The following is a 15,813-nucleotide window of genomic DNA, read 5'->3' on the forward strand; positions in this document are numbered from 1 at the left end:
TCGGCGGCGCGATGCCCTGCGGGACGGGCAGTATGGGGTCATGACTGAGAGCAACGCGTTCGACGCGCCGGGCCGGACGGACCACCAGACCGAGCGAGTGGAACAGGGCGCGGGCATGCCCGACTGGGAGAAGCGCTTCCGGGCGCCCCGGGTGTCCCTGCCCGACTGGGCGGAGGACGCCCCCGACCGCTCCCTGTTCGTGTCGAACGCGACGGGGACGTACGAGCTGTACGCCTGGGACCGGGCGACGGGCGAGCAGCGGCAGGTGACGGACCGGCCCAACGGCACGACGGACGGCGTGCTCTCGCCGGACGGCGAGTGGATCTGGTGGTTCGACGACAAGGACGGCGACGAGTTCGGCGTGTGGCGCCGGCAACGGTTCGCGGGCGGCGAGGACGAGCTCGCGGTACCGGGCCTCGACCCTTCGTACCCGGCGGGACTCGCGCTGGGCCGGGACGGCCGTACGGCGGTCGTGGGCCGTTCCACGGACGAGGACGGCACGACGATCCACCTGGCCCGCACGGGCGAGGGACCCGTGGAGATCTACCGGCACCGCGAGTCGGCGGGCGTCGGGGACCTCTCCCACGACGGTTCGCTGATCGCGGTGGAGCACACCGAGCACGGTGACGCGATGCACTCCGCGCTGCGGGTGCTGCGGCCCGACGGCACGACGGTCGCCGAGCTCGACGACACCGAGGGCGGCACGCGGGAGCTGGGCCTGGAGGTGCTGGGCTTCGCGCCGGTGGCGGGCGACACCCGGCTGCTCATCGGGCACCAGCGGCGCGGACGCTGGGAGCCCCTGGTGTGGGACGTGGCGACGGGGGAGGAGACCGACCTCGCGCTGGAGCTGCCCGGTGACGTGAGCGCCGAGTGGTACCCGGACGGCACGGGACTGCTCGTCGTGCACGGTTTCGAGGCCCGCGGCGAGCTGTTCCGCTACGACCTGGCCGAACGCCGGCTGGTGAGGATCCCCACCCCGCGCGGTGCGGTCTCGGGTGCGACGGCCCGGCCCGACGGCAGCGTGGAGTACCTGTGGTCGTCGGCGGCCCGGCCGCCGGCGGTGCGGTCCACGACGGGCGGGGTGGTCCTCGACCCGCCCGGGATGAAGTCGCCCGGATCGGTGCCGGTGGAGGACGTGTGGGTGGAGGGTCCGGGCGGGCGCATCCACGCGCTCGTCCAGAAGCCGGCCGGCGCGAGCGGGCCGCTCCCGACGGTCTTCGACATCCACGGCGGCCCCACCTGGCACGACAGCGACTCCTTCGCGGCCGGCCCGGCCGCCTGGGTCGACCACGGCTACGCGGTGGTCCGCGTCAACTACCGGGGCTCCACGGGCTACGGCCGCGCCTGGACCGACGCGCTGAAGCACCGGGTGGGCCTGATCGAGCTGGAGGACATCGCGGCGGTGCGGGAGTGGGCGGTCACCTCCGGTCTCGCCGACCCGGCCCGGCTGATCCTCACCGGCGGCTCCTGGGGCGGCTACCTCACCCTGCTCGGCCTCGGCACGCAGCCCGACGCGTGGGCGGTGGGCATCGCGGCGGTTCCGGTCGCCGACTACGTCACGGCGTACCACGACGAGATGGAAGCGCTGAAGGCGATGGACCGCACGCTGCTCGGCGGCACCCCGGAGGAGGTCCCCGAGCGCTTCGAGGCGTCCTCCCCGATCACCTACGTCGACCAGGTCAAGGCCCCGGTCTACATCTCGGCGGGCGTCAACGACCCCCGCTGCCCCATCCAGCAGATCGAGAACTACGTCAAACGCCTCGAGTCCCGCGACGCGGTCCACGAGGTCTACCGCTACGACGCCGGCCACGGCTCCCTGGTGGTCGACGAACGCATCAAACAGGTCCGCCTGGAACTCGCCTTCGCCGCCAAGCACCTCCCCGCATAGCCGCACCCACCCGAGCCGCCCGCGGCCGCGCCCACCCGAGCCGCCCGCGGCCGCGCCCACCCGAGCCGCCCGCGGCCGCGGGCAGTCGTGCCGCGGGGCGGCACGGGTGGGCGCAGCGGCGCCCCGCGGACGCGGGCGAGGGAAGCCCACCCCGCCCAGCACCCAGCGGCAGGCGTCACGTCGTGCTCCGCGCCCGCCGCCCCAGCAACTCCGCCAGCCCCCGCCGGGTGGCGGCCAGCACCACCCGGTCCTCGGCGCGCAGCACGTACGTGTCAGGGAGGTCCCACACCAGCCCGGACCCCGGCACCCCCTCCCCGCCGGAGGCCGACCACGCCGTGTCCAGCGCCAGCACCCGCCAGGCCCCCGCCCGGAACGCCTCCCCCACCGTCCGCCCCTCCAACGGCGCGCACCCGCCCACGACGACCGCCGCGAACAGCAGCACCCGCCGCTCCACCGGGATCGCTCCCAGGATCTGCCGTCCCATCATCGCCCCGGCGAACGCGGGCGCGGCCAGATGCGAGACACTCCGGCTCCGCGTCAGCGCCGCGGGGTGCGCGGTCCGCAGCGTCCGGTACACCGCCTTCGCGAAGTCGTCGTCGTACAGCCGCAGCACCGCCCGCAGGTCGGGCCGTACGGAGCGCGCGTACAGCACCGCCTCCAGGTTCGTCGTGTCCGCGCTGGTCAGAGCCAGCAGCGCGTCCGCACGATGGATCTTCGCGGACTCCAGGACCCCCTCCTGCGTGACGTCCCCCAGCACCACCGGCACCCGTAGCCGCCGTGCCACGGCCATGCCACGCGCCTCCGGATCGGCCTCGACGCACACCACCGGAATGTGCAGCTCCCGCAGCCGCGTCAGCACCCGCGTCCCGATCTTGCCCAGCCCGAGCAGCACGATGTGCCCGCTCAGCCCACGCGGGGGCTTCCGCAGCGCCGACGCCGTGCGGAACGTCCCCAGCGCCTCCAGCACCGCCGCCAGCAGCACCGGCAGCAGCAACAACCCCACCAGCATGGACAACAGTTGCAGCACCTGTCGCCCGGTGGTCTCGTGGTGCGCGGGCTCGTTGATCGCGAAGAGGTCGAGCAGCGTGACGTACGTGGCGTGCAGCGGGTTGTCCCGTGTCACCACCGTCAGCGCGACGGCGAGCGCGACCACCGCCGCCACCAGCCCCGCCAACGACCACCGCAGCCGTCGCGAGAACAACGAGGCGAACGGAGGCCCGCCCCGCCGCGTCGGCAACGGAGGCCCCGAGTACGACAGCTGCTCCAGAACCACCGTCCCCCGGCCGGTCGCCGCCGCCACCGCCGCCGCATCGGGCAGCAGTTGGGGTCCTCGCTCGCCGCTGTCCTCCGAACCCTCGTTCCCGGCCGGGTCGTTGCTGGTCGCGGAGAGCAGCGCGAGGGTGCACAGTCCCGGATCGGCCACCTCGCCCGGACCCGGGGGGCGGCGCTCCACCGCCCGCAGCAGCAGTCCTTCCGCGTCGACGACCTTGCCGCTGCCGACGAGCGCGGTGGCGACCAGCGCGGGCGCGGTCGTGTCGGCGTCGGACAGCACGGTCGTGGAGATGTCGGCCCCACCGGTTCCACCGGCCCCGTCACGTCCCGGCGTGTCATCACCGGCCGCCAACTCGGCGGCTTGATCGAGAAGTTCCTCGATGTGCCGGCCGAGGCGCCGGTTGTAGAGCCGGAGGACGAGCCGCAGCCGGGGGTTGAGCCGACGGGCGGTCAGGGCGGCACGGATGTTGGTCTCGTCGTCGTCGTACACCAGCGCCAGCGCGGCGGCGCGTTCCACCCCGGCCCCGGCGAGCACGGCCTCGGTCGGCTCGGCGGCCTCCACGACCCGCTCACCTGGCGCCAAGGTGTCGTCGGACCCGCTGTTGCCCCGGTTGACCGCGGTCACGACCCGGTCGATCAGGGCCGCGGAGGCCGCACGGGCCCGCCCGGCCATCGGCTGCCGCACGCCGCGCTCGGACGGCGGCACGACGAGGGTCACCTGCTCGCGGTACACACCGCGCAGTTCGGCGGCGAGCCGGTGCGCGAGCCCGTCGTCCCCGCACACCACCATGTGTGCCGAAAGGTCGCCGGGCAGGGCCGGGTTGGGAAGGAGGCTCACCACAGGGAGAAGACTGCCTCATCGCGACGGGTGGTTCCAGGCCGTGCCCGAACGGCCGCGCCCGCCCTCCGCACCGAGGGGAGGGATCCGGGCGGGGCCCCTGCGCCCGGGATCCGTGGACCGCGCGGCCCGCGCGGTCCACGACCACGGCCGCCTACGACCGGTAGGGCTGCTGCTGCGACTGCTGCCCGTACCCCTGCCCGCCGCCGAGGGACTGCGCCTGGAGCCGCTCGGCCTGCTCACCGGTCACCTTCTGTTCCGCGCCGCAGAAGGTGCACTGCGTCGCGTACTTCGTGGAGACCGGGAACAGCGGCACGAAGAACAGGGTGAACTTGGTGACCCGCTTCCTGAGCGTGTGCGCGGCGGGGTTCCCGCACTGCGCGCACACCAGCGTCAGTATCGCCAGCTGGTGCAGGTACCCCTTGGTGCCAAAAATGATCATGTCGTCGATCCTTCCCGGGCCTCGGTCCCCCGAACCACCACACCAGACGGTGGCCGCGGTCGGCAACGTGACCGGCCGCAACACTGCCGCACCCTGCACAAGCGCACCGGCCCCCGGAGTCGGCACGATGTGCCGCAGGCCGATGGTGATGCGGGCTCGTCGCACAGCCGCCCCACCCGACCCCCGAAGAGAGAAGAGACAACCGTGCAGATCACCGTCTCCACCGTATCGCTCACCGTCGACGACGTGACCGCCTCACGGCAGTTCTTCACCACCCACCTCGGCTACAGGGAGATCGCCGCCGCCGACGGGTTCGCCTCACTGACCCGGGGCGACGCGGCCGTCGACATCGTCCTGCTGCGCCGGGGCGCCGAGGCCCCGTCCGCGGACCGGCGCGACCCGCACGCCGCCGGGACCGCCCTGGCCTTCACGGTCACCGGCATCGAGGAGGAGGAACGGCGACTGCGGGAGCGGGGCGCGGCCGTCACCCTGCCGCTGCGCAAGGAGCCGTGGGGCGAGAAGCTCTTCCAGGTCACCGACCCCAGCGGGATCGTCGTCCGGTTCGTGGAGTGGGCGGCCCCCGACGAGGTGGCGGAGGACGCGGCCGCCTAGGTCACACCGCAGTCCAGGGCCGCCATCGCCCCCGGCAAGTAGGCGCGCAGGAGTCGCGTCAGGTCCGACCTGCGCTTTGACGTGTCCTCGGGGATCTCCTTCTCCAGTTGGATCAGAGTGACGAAGCGCATCCGCTCGCCTCCTCTGGTGCAGTCGGCGACCGCCATGGCCCCGCGGTCCGCGACGCGCGCCGCGTCACCGACGTCTGCGGGCGAGGGGTGCCCCAGCCGCCGCAGTCCGCGATCCTGTACCTGGAGAGGGTCGGTGTCCGTGGAGACCACATCGCCGGAGGTGTAGACGACGAGGTCGTCGTCCACGGAAACGCGGCACCGCGGGCTGGTGGCGCCTGCGTCGTGGGAACGCTGGGTGAGCTTCTCGCCGTCGGGCAGGAACGGGGAGAGCAGCTGGGAGTCCACGGTCACGCCGCACAGGTCGCCGGGCACCGAGTAGTCGCGGCCGGCGTCCGAGCAACCGGTTGCGACCAGGGTCAGGGCGAGGGCCAGAACGGTGGCCGGGGCGCCCGTGCGGAGGAAGCGCCGACCGGGCCGGCGCAGCCGCGCCCGCTGCGGAGACGTGTGCGTGTTCACTGGTCTCCCGCCAGTCCCTGGGCTCGCGCGTTCCCGTCGAACGCGGCTCCGTTGATCTCGGCTGTGAGGGTGTAGCGGTTGTTGTCCCGGTGGTCGGGGTTGGCGTTCATCCACAGGTCGGCCAACTGCTGCAGCTGGTTCTCGCGGGCGGTGAAGACCTCGCCGTTCTGCCGGGAGATCTCCTCGTTGATGCGCTTCTGCTCGTCCAGTTGCCACTGGTAGGCGAGCGCGTCGACGCCGCGCTGGGCGGCGTCGCCGACCACGGGGATGAAGTTCGCGGCACCACCGAAGCCGTGGTAGAGCCACTTGGCGTCCCAGGACGGGTCGTCCTTGTCCGTCTTCAGCGCCTGATAGCGCGCCTCCTCCAGGAAGCCGGCGGTGTGCCCGGCCCGCAGGAGGGTCTCCTTCGGATCGCTGGGGTGGTCGTCGTAGATGTCGCGGACCATCTCCTGGTTGATGCCGTCGTTGAGGATGCCGTAGGCGTTCTGGTCGCGGGAGACCTGCTTGGCCACTTCCAGCAGCTGGCTGCGGTCCAGCTGCCGGGGATCCTTGGCGTCGTCCGCGAGGGAGCTGGCGGTGTTGTGGACCTCGTCGCCCCAGTTGACCAGGACGGTGGCCATGTCGTCGCGGAACTCGGACGGCATGTCGTCGCCTGCTTCGGACAGGTACTTCAGGGACCGGTCGAGGGCACGGCGGTTGTCCGCCGTGTGCTCCACGGGCACGGCGTTGTGATCGTGGGGGCTGACGCCGGTGGTCGCGGCCACCAGGGCCTTGCCGGTCGCCTCGCGGGACTGGTTGCCGTCGTCGTCGTCGAGCGGTGTGTCATCGAAGACCGGCCGGTCCTTGAGCACCCACTGGGCGTTGTCCTGCGGCTCGGTGGTGTTGAAGAAGTCCGTCGCGGCATCGGGGCTGTGGGACAACGCGGTCATCAGGCCCGTCATCGGGTCGCGGCCGAACTCGTCCCCGATGAAGTTCATCTTCGGCATCGGCTGCAGTCCGGCGTTCCAGTAGCGGTCCGGCAGCCGCATCTTCTTCTCGGTTTCCACCAGGGCGTTGCCGTACTTGTTCAGGAACGCGTCGTCGTAGTCCCCGACGCGCATCAGGTTGCTCATCAGCTGGAAGCCGTACACCTGGGTCCCGCGGGTCTGGATGCGGTCGTCGCCGAGCTGGATCATCTGGTCCTCCCACTGGCGCATCGCGGGAGAGTCGGAGCGGGTGGCACCGGCCAGGACGAGGCTGAGGTTCTTCTGCAGGTCGCCCAGCTGGTCGAGGCGTGATCGCTGCAGCTCGCCGCCGTCGGAGGGGTCGGACAGATCGGCCCAGAAGTCCAGCGTTCCCCGGGGACCGAGCACCGTGGTGAACTTCTCCTGGAAGAGGGGGTCGTCGCGGTGGGTGGCGAGAGCGCGGGTGAGCCGGTCGAACTCCTCGGGCGACATCGAGTCGCCCTTGCTCTTGATGAGGTTCGCGAGGTTCTCGGCCTGCTCCAGAGCCCGGGCGGCGGAGTCCCGGTCCGCGTAGGAGGCGCCCGAGAAGCCGTACTCGGCCTGGTCGACCAGGGCCCGCAGTACCCGGTCGGCCGTGTCGTCGCTCTCGGTGGCCGCTTGCAGGATGCGCTGGACCTCGTCCCTGAGCCGGTTCACGTCCTGCTGGCCGTGCTCGGGAACGGAGGTGCCTTCGGCGGCCCGGTCGGGGTGGATGTTCATGGTGACGGTGAACGACCCGTTACCGGTCTCGACCACGGTCAGGTTCTTCTTCAGCCCGTCGGAGATCGCGTCGTTCAGCTGGTCCCGGTAGCCGACGAGTTCGTCGCGGGCGTCCTTGAGGATGTTGTGGATGCTGGTGGCCTCGGTGTGGGCGTCGGCGAACTCGCCCGCTGTCCTGGTGATGAACTCACGCGTCACCGTGGCGTTCACCCCTGCCCAGTTGGCCTTCTCGGCCGCGCCCTTGAGTCCCTCGCGGGCTTCTTTCTCCAGGGTCTCGAGATGGCCGACCACCCGGGACCAGTCCGTGATCGCGGTGTCCAGCGCGGTGAAGCGGCCGAACCGCAGCGTGTCCAGGTCCATCAGCGACCCGCCTCCTCACTGAAGCCCTTGTCGAGGGTCGCGATGCTGCTCACCATGCCCGCTATGTAGTGCTCGTCTCCCTGGTGCACCTTCTTGGTGAAGTCCAGGTGGTTGGAGATGTGCGCGCAGGCGTCGAGCAGTGACGTCAGCTGTTCCTCCCAGCGTTTCTGCACGTGGTCGAGGCCGCCACCCAAGCTGAAGCCCTGGCCCTTGAGGTCGGAGGCCGCGGACTGGCTGCTGGACCAGGCGTCGCGGCCGTGGTTGCCGAGGGAGTCCCAGAGGTCGAACGCCTTGTTGCCGATGGAGGCGAGGTCCTGCTGATCGACCGTCAGGTCGCCGGCCGGTGCGGAGGTGCCGCCTCCGTCAGCCGGGAGCTGGTTCAACCGCATTCCCGTCGAACGGTGTTCGGCCACCTCGCTTTTCAGCTGTTCCCATTCCTCCCAGGCCATGCCCGAATCCCTCCCCGTCGGGCGCCCGGCTCACCTGCCGTGTTCGCCGACGCGTGTCGTGCCGTGATCTCTGCAACCAAGGACATGCCGAATCGATCAGTTCGGTCCGCTGAACGCAACACTACGACCGAACCTCCTCCGGTCGTCCACCGGTGCTCCACGGCCCGACGCGGCTCGGGCAGCCGGGACATCCGCGCCCCCGGAACCGGACCGAACGGCAGTCGGAACGGTCGGCGGCCGGACGTACGGTGTCGGGAGCGTCGCTCCTGGGGCGCGGGCGGCGGTCGCAGGGCATTCCGCAGGTCGGAGGCGGGGCGACCGGCGAGGGGGCGACCGCGGTGGGCTGGGCCCCGGCCGGCGAGTGGCCCAGGGCCAGGAGACCGACCGATGGGCGGCACACGAGGAGTGCGGAAGCCCTCTGGGAGCCGGATCCCGAGATCGGCTCCCCCATGGCTCCCGGATTGGCCCCGGAACCACTCAGGGGCCCGACCCGCACTGCGGATCAGGCCCCTGACCTGGTACTTCACTGTCGGGGTGGCGGGATTTGAACCCACGACCTCTTCGTCCCGAACGAAGCGCGCTGCCAAGCTGCGCTACACCCCGATCGTCGCTGCTCTCGCGGCGACGACGTTCACTTTAGCCCACTGGGAGCCGGAGGCGAAATCCGGTTTTCGGGGGGCGGCGGACCGGGTTCGGGCGGGCGTGGTCCAGGACCACGAGGAGCACGGCCAGGGCGTAGAGGGCGAGGCCCAGGAGGAGGGCGTTGGCGAGGACGTTCCGGTAGCCGTGCCGGGCGACGTCGAGGAAGGGGTGGAGGTAGCGGTCGGGGGAGCTGGTGAGGAGTTCGCCCCGGGCCAGGATGAAGGCCAGGTAGGCCAGGGGGTACAGCATCCAGGCGGCGGTCCGGCGGAGGTGGAGGCGGGCCGGCGGGGAGAGGAGCAGCCAGTCCAGTACCGCGGCGACGGGCAGCACCGTGTGCAGGGTGTGGGTGGCCAGTGGCTCCAGCCGGTCCACCCCGGTGGTCGCGTCCGTCACCGGGAAGGGCGGGGGCGCGTCCGCCAGGAGGACGTGGTGGGTCAGGGACGCCATGAGCACGTAGAGCAGGGCCGCTCCCGTGAGCGCTCCCGGCAGGGGGTGGCGGACGCCCCAGGCGCGGCGGGCCGAGGCGAGCATGACCAGGGCCAGGAGGAGCGCGCTCTGGACCGTGAAGTGGCTCAGGACCCGCGCCGGGCCGCCGAGGAGGGTCTCCACCAGCACCGCCCCCGCCGCCAGCAGCGCCAGGAGCAGGCGGTACGCCGCTGTCAGCGGGCGGCGTACCAGGGGGACGACGGCCCTGGCGGGGGCGAAGAGGGCGGCCGACGCCGGATGCGTACGCGGCAGGGCGGGGAGATCCGGGAGGTCCCTGGGTATCGGGGCGGTCATGCACCCCAGCGTGGGCGGACGTCCGGTCCGGGGCGACGCGGGTGAGCCGTTCGGGTTACCCGAGGACCCTCTGCTCGCGGCCCACCAGGGTCAGCAGCGTCGCCTCCGGGGGGCAGGCGAAGCGGACCGGGGTGTAGCGGCTGGCGCCGCAGCCCGCGGAGACGTGGAGGTAGGACGTGCGGCCCTCGGACGTGTGCGTGGACAGGCCCTTCACGCGGTCCGTGTCCAGGTCGCAGTTGGTGACCAGGGCGCCGTAGAAGGGGATGCAGAGCTGGCCGCCGTGGGTGTGGCCGGCCAGGATCAGCGGATAGCCGTCGGCCGCGAAGGAGTCCAGGGCGCGCAGGTACGGGGCGTGGACGACGCCCATCGAGAAGTCCGCCGCGTCCGACGGGCCGCCCGAGACCTCCGCGTACCGGTCGCGCTTGATGTGCGGGTCGTCCAGGCCGGTCAGCTCGACCGACGCGCCCTCGATCTTCAGGGTTCCCCTGGTGTTCGTCAGGTTCAGCCAGCCCGCCGCGTCGAAGCCGTCCCGCAGGTCCTCCCACGGGTTGTGGACCACGTCGACCTCCGGGGCGTTGCCGTTCAGACCGTGGCGGCCCTGGACCTTCTCGAGGAGGTAACGGGCGGGGTTGCGCAGCCTGGGGCCGTAGTAGTCGTTGGAGCCGAAGACGTACGCGCCCGGGAACTCCATCAGGGGGCCGAGCGCGTCCAGGACCTCCGGCACGCCCTCGGGGTCGGACAGGTTGTCGCCCGTGTTGAGCACGAGGTCGGGGCGCAGGCCCGCCAGGGAGCGCAGCCAGCGCTGCTTCTTGCGCTGGCCGCCGACCATGTGGATGTCGGAGACCTGGAGCACGCGCAGGGGGCGCATCCCGGACGGGAGGACGGGGACGGTCACCCGTCGGAGGCGGAAGGAGCGGGCCTCGAAGCCCGCCGCGTACAGCAGTCCGGCGGCGCCGGCCGCCGTGATTCCCAGGGGGATCTTGTATCGCGCGCGCATGTGTCCATCGTGTCAGACCCGGGCGGGCGCTCCGCACGCCGCGTGGACGCGAAGCCCTTTAAATCAGCAGGCGTTCCGCCGCGCGCACCTGCGACAATCTAGCCATGACCACGCTCAAGTCGAAGCTGCAGGAAGACCTCAACGCCGCGATCAAGGAGCGCGACGAGCTCCGCTCCTCGACGCTCCGGCTGACGCTCGCCGCGATCACCAAGGAGGAGGTCGCGGGAAAGGAGAAGCGCGAGCTCTCCGACGACGAGGTGCAGAAGGTGATCACCCGCGAGGCGAAGAAGCGCCGTGAGGCGGCGGAGGCCTTCGCTCAGGGCGGCCGTCCCGAGCAGTCCGAGCGGGAGAAGGCGGAGGGCGAGGTGCTGGCGCGGTACCTGCCCAAGCAGCTGTCCGACGAGGAGCTGGACGCGATCGTCACCCAGGCCGTGGAGGAGGCGAAGGCGGCGGGTGCGGAAGGGCCGCGGGCCATGGGCGCCGTGATGAAGATCGTGAACCCGAAGGTGGCCGGACAGGCGGAGGGCGGCCGGGTCGCCGCCGCGGTGAAGAGGCTGCTGGCCGGCTGACCGGCGGTCCCCCGGCCGGACGCGACGGCCGGGCCCGCTCCCGTCGCACCGCGGGAGCGTCGTGAGACGCCGAACGGCCTCTCCTCCGGCAGTCGGGGGAGAGGCCGTTCGACGTGTCCTGCGGGGGCCGTCAGTCGCGTCCGCCGGGGCCCTCGCCCGCCCCCCGGAAGAAGCCCTCCGGGAGGGAGAAGGACGGGTCCGGCTCGCCGCCGCCCGTGCCGTTGCCGCCCCCGTTGCCGCCCCCGACCAGGCCGCCGCCCCCGTTGCCGCCGTCACCGCCGCCGACCAGGCCGCCGCCCCCGCCGTCGCCGTTGCTGCCGTCGTCGTCACGGTTGCCGCCACCGCCGCCACCGCCGCCGCCGTCGCCGCGGTCACGGTCCTGGGCGTCCGGGATGTGGATGATGTTGAAGGACGGGGATTCCTTGCCGGCCAGGGCACCGGTCATGGCGTCCTTCCAGATGGGACCCGGGACCGCGCCACCGAAGACGAGCGCGTGGTACTGGCCGCCGATCGTGATGTTCTTCATCTCGACCTTCTGGCTCGCGCTGCCCACCCAGACGGCTCCCGACATGTTCGGCGTGTAGCCGACGAACCAGGCGTTCTTGCGCTCGTCCGTCGTACCCGTCTTACCGGCGTTGTCGCGGTCGCTGAGGCCGGCCTCCTGACCCGTACCGGAGTCGACCACACCCTGCAGCAGGGTGTTCACCGCGTCCGCGGTCTCCTCGCTCATCGCGCGCGAGCACGTCGACTTCGGAACCTCGAGGGACTTCTGCTCGTTGCCGATCTTCTGGGTGATCGCCTCGATGGCGATCGGCGTGCAGTACATGCCCCGGGAGGCGAAGGCGGCGTACGCGCTCGCCATCGTGAGGGGCGAGAGGCCGGTGGAACCGAGGGTCATCGAGGAGGGGACCTCGGGGATCTTCTCCCCGTTGCCCTGGACGATGCCGAGCTTGTCGGTCATGGTCACCACGGGGCACATGCCGATGTCCTCGATCATCTGCACGAAGTAGGTGTTGACCGACAAGGCCATCGCGTCCCTGAGCGCGTACGGCCCCACCTCGGACTCGTTCTCGTTCTCGAGCTTGTAGCCCCTGTCGTTCACCCAGGGCTTCTCGCACCCGCGCACGGTCGCCGGGTACGGCATCGTGAACGGGGCGGAATACGTCTGCGTCGCCGGCCTGCCCTCCTCCAGCGCCGCCGCCGCCACGAACGGCTTGAAGGTGGAACCCGTCGGGAAGCCGAAGTTGGAGCCGCCCATGGCCTGGTCGACCGAGAAGTTGATCTCCGTTTCGTTCTTGCCGTAGCCGTACGGCTTCGACTGGCCCATCGCGACGATCTTGCCGGTGCCGGGCTCGACCAGTGTGGACGCCGCGGCGACCGAGTCCGACTGGTGGACGTGGTCCTTCAGCGACTGCTGCACCGACGCCTGCGCCTGCGGGTCGAGCGTCGTGCGGATGGTCAGGCCGCCCTGGTTCCAGATCTTCGCCCGGTCGGCCTTGGTCTTCCCGAAGACCGGGTCGCTCAGGAACACCTCGCGCACGTAGTCGCAGAAGAAGCTCGCGTCGTCGACCGCGGTGATGCAGCCGTTCTTCGGCCTGCTGACCTTCAGGCCCAGCGGGGTCTTCGCCGCCTCGGCGGCCTCCTCCCGGGAGATGTCGCCGACCTCGGCCATCCGCTGCAGGACGATGTTGCGCCGCTTCTTCGCCTCGGCCTCGTCGTTGACCGGGTCGTAGCGGCTCGGCGACTGGACGAGGCCGGCGAGGAGGGCGGACTCCTGGAGGTTGAGGTCCTTGGCGGACTTGGAGAAGTAGCGCCGGGCGGCGGCCTCGACGCCGTAGGCCTGCTGGCCGAAGAAGGTGATGTTCAGGTAGTTCTCGAGGATCTTCTTCTTGCCCAGCTCCTCCTCGACCTGGATCGCGTACTTCAGTTCGGCGATCTTGCGGCCGATGGTCTGCTGGGTGGCCTGCGCGACCTTCGTCGGGTCGTCGCCCGCCTCCTCGACGAAGACGTTCTTCACGTACTGCTGCGTGAGGGTGGACGCGCCCTCGGAGACCTCGCCGCTGCGCGCGTTCTTGTTGAGTGCGCGCAGGACGCCCTTGAGGTCGATCGCGCCGTGCTCGTAGAAGCGCGAGTCCTCGATCGCGACGATCGCCTTCTGCAGGTGCGGCGAGATGTCCTTGAGGTCGACCACCGTGCGGTCGCGCGAGTAGACGGTGGCGATCTGGCCGCCGTCGGCGTCGAGGATGGTGGTGCGCTGGCTCAGCGGCGGCGTCTTGAGGTTGGCCGGGAGCTCGTCGAAGCTCTCGACCGATCCCTTGGCCGCGAGGCCGAGCGCGCCCACGGCGGGCAGCGCGATGCCGGCCATGAGGGCCCCCGCGAGGACACTGACACCGAGGAACTTGGCGGCCTGCTGCGTGGAGGACAGGCCACCGCCCGAGCGCTTCTTTGGCATGGGAGCAGCCTACGTTCTCATTTGCCGGACAAGCGTATATGCCTTGGCCTAAGCTGCTCTCAACTGTCACAGCAGTGAGGCCACGTATCAATACGTCCGGCGACCCCGAATCGTTCCGGATCTCCTCGACTTTTTTCGTACGCGTGTCCGCCGAGGAGTGTTGAGTGCGTGTCCGGATCTGTCTCGTGTGTCATGCGGTGCCCGTTGTGACGCAGTGGAACTGACCTGGAATGCCGGTTTCGTCGCGCATGTCGCCCCCTCACTCCCCCGGGTGATCTGCCGCTTACCCATAGTCCGTTCGGGCCATTCAAGATTGGGCCCGCTGGGGGTGTTGCGCCGTGCCCGCCTTCCGTAACGTCCTCAACTGGCGGCGGTGAATATGCCGCTGCCGCCGTGGGGGAGCCTCGATTCGGGAGAGGACGGCGCCGGTATGGGCTGGGTTACCGACTGGAGTGCGCAGGCCGCCTGCCGCACTACCGATCCGGATGAACTGTTCGTTCAGGGAGCAGCGCAGAACAGGGCCAAGGCGGTGTGCACCGGGTGTCCGGTACGCACCGAATGCCTGGCTGACGCGCTCGACAACCGCGTCGAGTTCGGCGTGTGGGGAGGCATGACGGAGCGTGAGCGCCGCGCACTGCTGCGCCGGCGGCCGACCGTGACCTCCTGGCGCAGGCTGCTGGAGACCGCGCGCTCGGAGTACGAGCGGGGATCGGGTCTCGTACCGCTCGACGACGAGGTGTACGAGGACTACGCGGCGGTGAGCTGAGGACCCTCGGGGTTCTCGGTCCCGCCCGGTTCCGGCCGAGGGTGTCGTCAGGGCGTCCCGGGCAGCTCCGGCCGGTGGGCCGCGAGCCGGTCGCCGATGTCCCGCAGCCCCGCGAGGTCGTGCACGTCGCCGGGCAGCGCGGCCACCTCGGTCACCGCCACCTCGGGGTGGAGCGCGGTGAAGCGGTCGCGTGTGCGCTGCTCGCGCGAGAGCAGCCGCATCCGCTCGGCGTGCAGCCTCAACAGGCCCGCGGTGAGCAGGTCGACGGTCCGGTCCGCGTCCGCTCCCGTGTCGTTCGTGCTCGCGCCTTCGGTGTCGTCGGCGGGGGCGGGGGAGCCTGTGCCGGGGGTGTCCGAAGCCGGTGTCCCGGAAGCGGGGGGCGAACCGGGGAGGTCTGAACTGCCGTACGCCTCGGGAGAGTTACGAAGTCCAGCTTTCCCGTCCTCCTGATCCACAATGCGGGAGTCCTCAAGATTTTCCGCGGCGGCCAGCGCCCGCTCGGCCGACAGCAGGTCCGCGCCGCTGCCGTGCACCCGGTTGAGGACCAGCCCGGCCAGCGGCATCCCCTCCGCCGCCAGCCGCTCCACGAAGTACGCGGCCTCGCGCAGCGCGTCCCGCTCCGGGGCCGCCACCACCAGGAACGCCGTCCCGGGCGCCTGGAGCAGCTTGTACGTGGCGTCCGCACGCGTACGGAACCCGCCGAACATCGAGTCCATCGCGGCCACGAACGTCTGCACGTCCTTCAGCAGCTGGCCACCGAGCACCTTGCCCAGGACGCCGGTCATCATCGACATCCCGACGTTCAGGAACTTCATCCCCGCACGGCCGCCGACCTTCGCCGGGGCCAGCAGCACGCGGATCAGCTTGCCGTCGAGGAAGGACCCGAGCCGCTTGGGGGCGTCCAGGAAGTCCAGCGCGGAACGGGAGGGCGGGGTGTCGACCACGATGAGGTCCCACTCGTCCCGGGACCTCAGCTGGCCCAGCTTCTCCATCGCCATGTACTCCTGCGTGCCGGCGAAGCCCGCGGAGAGCGACTGGTAGAAGGGGTTGCCCAGGATCGAGGCGGCCCGGTCGGGGTCCGCGTGCCCCTCGACGATCTCGTCGAAGGTGCGCTTCATGTCGAGCATCATCGCGTACAGCTCGCCGCCCGCGGACTCGTCGATGCCCTTCACCCGGCGCGGGGTGTTGTCGAGCGAGTCGATGCCCATGGACTGGGCGAGCCGGCGGGCCGGGTCGATGGTGAGGACCACCACCTTGCGTCCCTGTTCGGCCGCGCGCAGGCCGAGCGCCGCGGCGGTGGTCGTCTTGCCGACCCCGCCCGAGCCGCAGCACACCACGATCCGGGTGGCGGGGTCCTCGATCAGCGGGTCGATGTCGAGGGCGTGGGTGGGGGAGAGGCGGTGACGGGCCGGGTCCTGGTCCTGCGCCGGTTCCGGACGACGACTCATGACATCCC

The 15,813-nt window shown here is 71.2% G+C and carries 13 protein-coding genes and 1 tRNA gene; 4 read left to right on the forward strand and 10 right to left on the reverse strand.

The window, feature by feature from the left end; genetic code table 11:
* Window positions 1-40 precede the first annotated feature (40 nt).
* Window positions 41-1,888 (forward strand): S9 family peptidase, encoded by a 1,848-nt coding sequence (locus tag ACZ8ZB_RS18260; protein WP_470738765.1) that lies wholly within the window; start codon window positions 41-43, stop codon window positions 1,886-1,888.
* A 175-nt stretch (window positions 1,889-2,063) separates the two neighbouring features.
* Here ACZ8ZB_RS18260 and ACZ8ZB_RS18265 read toward each other — a convergent pair whose 3' ends face one another.
* Window positions 2,064-3,950 carry an NAD-binding protein gene (locus ACZ8ZB_RS18265; protein WP_470741518.1) on the reverse strand — a complete coding sequence of 629 codons (1,887 nt, stop codon included), beginning with the start codon at window positions 3,948-3,950 and terminating at the stop codon, window positions 2,064-2,066.
* 202 nt (window positions 3,951-4,152) lie between these two features.
* Window positions 4,153-4,440, reverse strand: coding sequence for a zinc-ribbon domain-containing protein (locus tag ACZ8ZB_RS18270; protein ID WP_470738766.1), 288 nt, complete (start codon window positions 4,438-4,440; stop codon window positions 4,153-4,155).
* A 204-nt stretch (window positions 4,441-4,644) separates the two neighbouring features.
* Between ACZ8ZB_RS18270 and ACZ8ZB_RS18275 the strand changes: the two genes are divergently transcribed.
* Window positions 4,645-5,052, forward strand: a complete 408-nt coding sequence (locus ACZ8ZB_RS18275) for a VOC family protein (protein ID WP_470738767.1) — start codon at window positions 4,645-4,647, stop codon at window positions 5,050-5,052.
* Here the strand turns inward: ACZ8ZB_RS18275 and ACZ8ZB_RS18280 are convergent.
* The 6 genes from ACZ8ZB_RS18280 to ACZ8ZB_RS18305 all read right to left on the reverse strand — a co-directional run bounded on the left by ACZ8ZB_RS18280 (window position 5,049) and on the right by ACZ8ZB_RS18305 (window position 10,570).
* Window positions 5,049-5,639, reverse strand: coding sequence for a hypothetical protein (locus ACZ8ZB_RS18280; protein ID WP_470738768.1), 591 nt, complete (start codon window positions 5,637-5,639; stop codon window positions 5,049-5,051). The two genes, ACZ8ZB_RS18275 and ACZ8ZB_RS18280, sit on opposite strands and share 4 nt — an antisense overlap.
* Window positions 5,636-7,702: a hypothetical protein gene (locus tag ACZ8ZB_RS18285; protein WP_470738769.1), complete on the reverse strand. Its 2,067-nt coding sequence runs from the start codon at window positions 7,700-7,702 to the stop codon at window positions 5,636-5,638. Before ACZ8ZB_RS18285 ends, ACZ8ZB_RS18280 begins: the two co-directional genes overlap by 4 nt.
* Entirely contained in the window at window positions 7,702-8,151 is a 450-nt protein-coding gene (locus tag ACZ8ZB_RS18290) for a hypothetical protein (RefSeq protein ID WP_470738770.1), read from the reverse strand. The genes ACZ8ZB_RS18285 and ACZ8ZB_RS18290 overlap by 1 nt, the downstream gene beginning before the upstream one ends.
* Window positions 8,152-8,680: 529 nt before the next feature.
* A tRNA-Pro gene (locus tag ACZ8ZB_RS18295) sits at window positions 8,681-8,754 on the reverse strand.
* Window positions 8,755-8,787: 33 nt separating this feature from the next.
* Entirely contained in the window at window positions 8,788-9,573 is a 786-nt protein-coding gene (locus tag ACZ8ZB_RS18300) for a Pr6Pr family membrane protein (RefSeq protein ID WP_470738771.1), read from the reverse strand.
* A gap of 55 nt (window positions 9,574-9,628) precedes the next feature.
* Complete coding sequence (locus ACZ8ZB_RS18305) at window positions 9,629-10,570, reverse strand: metallophosphoesterase (protein WP_470738772.1); 942 nt, start codon at window positions 10,568-10,570, stop codon at window positions 9,629-9,631.
* Between the two features lie 104 nt (window positions 10,571-10,674).
* Between ACZ8ZB_RS18305 and ACZ8ZB_RS18310 the strand changes: the two genes are divergently transcribed.
* A complete protein-coding gene (locus ACZ8ZB_RS18310; RefSeq protein WP_470738773.1) occupies window positions 10,675-11,139 on the forward strand; it encodes a GatB/YqeY domain-containing protein in 465 nt (154 codons plus the stop codon).
* 130 nt (window positions 11,140-11,269) lie between these two features.
* Here ACZ8ZB_RS18310 and ACZ8ZB_RS18315 read toward each other — a convergent pair whose 3' ends face one another.
* A complete protein-coding gene (locus ACZ8ZB_RS18315; protein ID WP_470738774.1) occupies window positions 11,270-13,591 on the reverse strand; it encodes a transglycosylase domain-containing protein in 2,322 nt (773 codons plus the stop codon).
* A 430-nt stretch (window positions 13,592-14,021) separates the two neighbouring features.
* Between ACZ8ZB_RS18315 and wblA the strand changes: the two genes are divergently transcribed.
* Window positions 14,022-14,357 (forward strand): transcriptional regulator WblA, encoded by a 336-nt coding sequence (gene wblA / locus ACZ8ZB_RS18320; RefSeq protein WP_470741519.1) that lies wholly within the window; start codon window positions 14,022-14,024, stop codon window positions 14,355-14,357.
* Between the two features lie 47 nt (window positions 14,358-14,404).
* Here the strand turns inward: wblA and bagB are convergent, their stop codons facing one another.
* A complete protein-coding gene (gene bagB / locus ACZ8ZB_RS18325; protein WP_470738775.1) occupies window positions 14,405-15,805 on the reverse strand; it encodes an ATPase BagB in 1,401 nt (466 codons plus the stop codon).
* Between the last annotated feature and the right edge of the window lie 8 nt (window positions 15,806-15,813).

This window comes from Streptomyces sp. 12E, assembly GCF_055633275.1.

Bases quoted from the DNA above. Each gene is read 5' to 3' on its own strand.
- ACZ8ZB_RS18260 (WP_470738765.1), top strand. From the start codon at position 41: ATGACTGAGAGCAACGCGTTCGACGCGCCGGGCCGGACGGACCACCAG.
- ACZ8ZB_RS18315 (WP_470738774.1), bottom strand. From the start codon at position 13,591: ATGCCAAAGAAGCGCTCGGGCGGTGGCCTGTCCTCCACGCAGCAGGCC.
- bagB (WP_470738775.1), bottom strand. From the start codon at position 15,805: ATGAGTCGTCGTCCGGAACCGGCGCAGGACCAGGACCCGGCCCGTCAC.
- ACZ8ZB_RS18310 (WP_470738773.1), top strand. From the start codon at position 10,675: ATGACCACGCTCAAGTCGAAGCTGCAGGAAGACCTCAACGCCGCGATC.
- ACZ8ZB_RS18300 (WP_470738771.1), bottom strand. From the start codon at position 9,573: ATGACCGCCCCGATACCCAGGGACCTCCCGGATCTCCCCGCCCTGCCG.
- ACZ8ZB_RS18265 (WP_470741518.1), bottom strand. From the start codon at position 3,950: ATGGTGGTGTGCGGGGACGACGGGCTCGCGCACCGGCTCGCCGCCGAA.
- ACZ8ZB_RS18290 (WP_470738770.1), bottom strand. From the start codon at position 8,151: ATGGCCTGGGAGGAATGGGAACAGCTGAAAAGCGAGGTGGCCGAACAC.
- wblA (WP_470741519.1), top strand. From the start codon at position 14,022: ATGGGCTGGGTTACCGACTGGAGTGCGCAGGCCGCCTGCCGCACTACC.
- ACZ8ZB_RS18270 (WP_470738766.1), bottom strand. From the start codon at position 4,440: ATGATCATTTTTGGCACCAAGGGGTACCTGCACCAGCTGGCGATACTG.
- ACZ8ZB_RS18305 (WP_470738772.1), bottom strand. From the start codon at position 10,570: ATGCGCGCGCGATACAAGATCCCCCTGGGAATCACGGCGGCCGGCGCC.
- ACZ8ZB_RS18285 (WP_470738769.1), bottom strand. From the start codon at position 7,702: ATGGACCTGGACACGCTGCGGTTCGGCCGCTTCACCGCGCTGGACACC.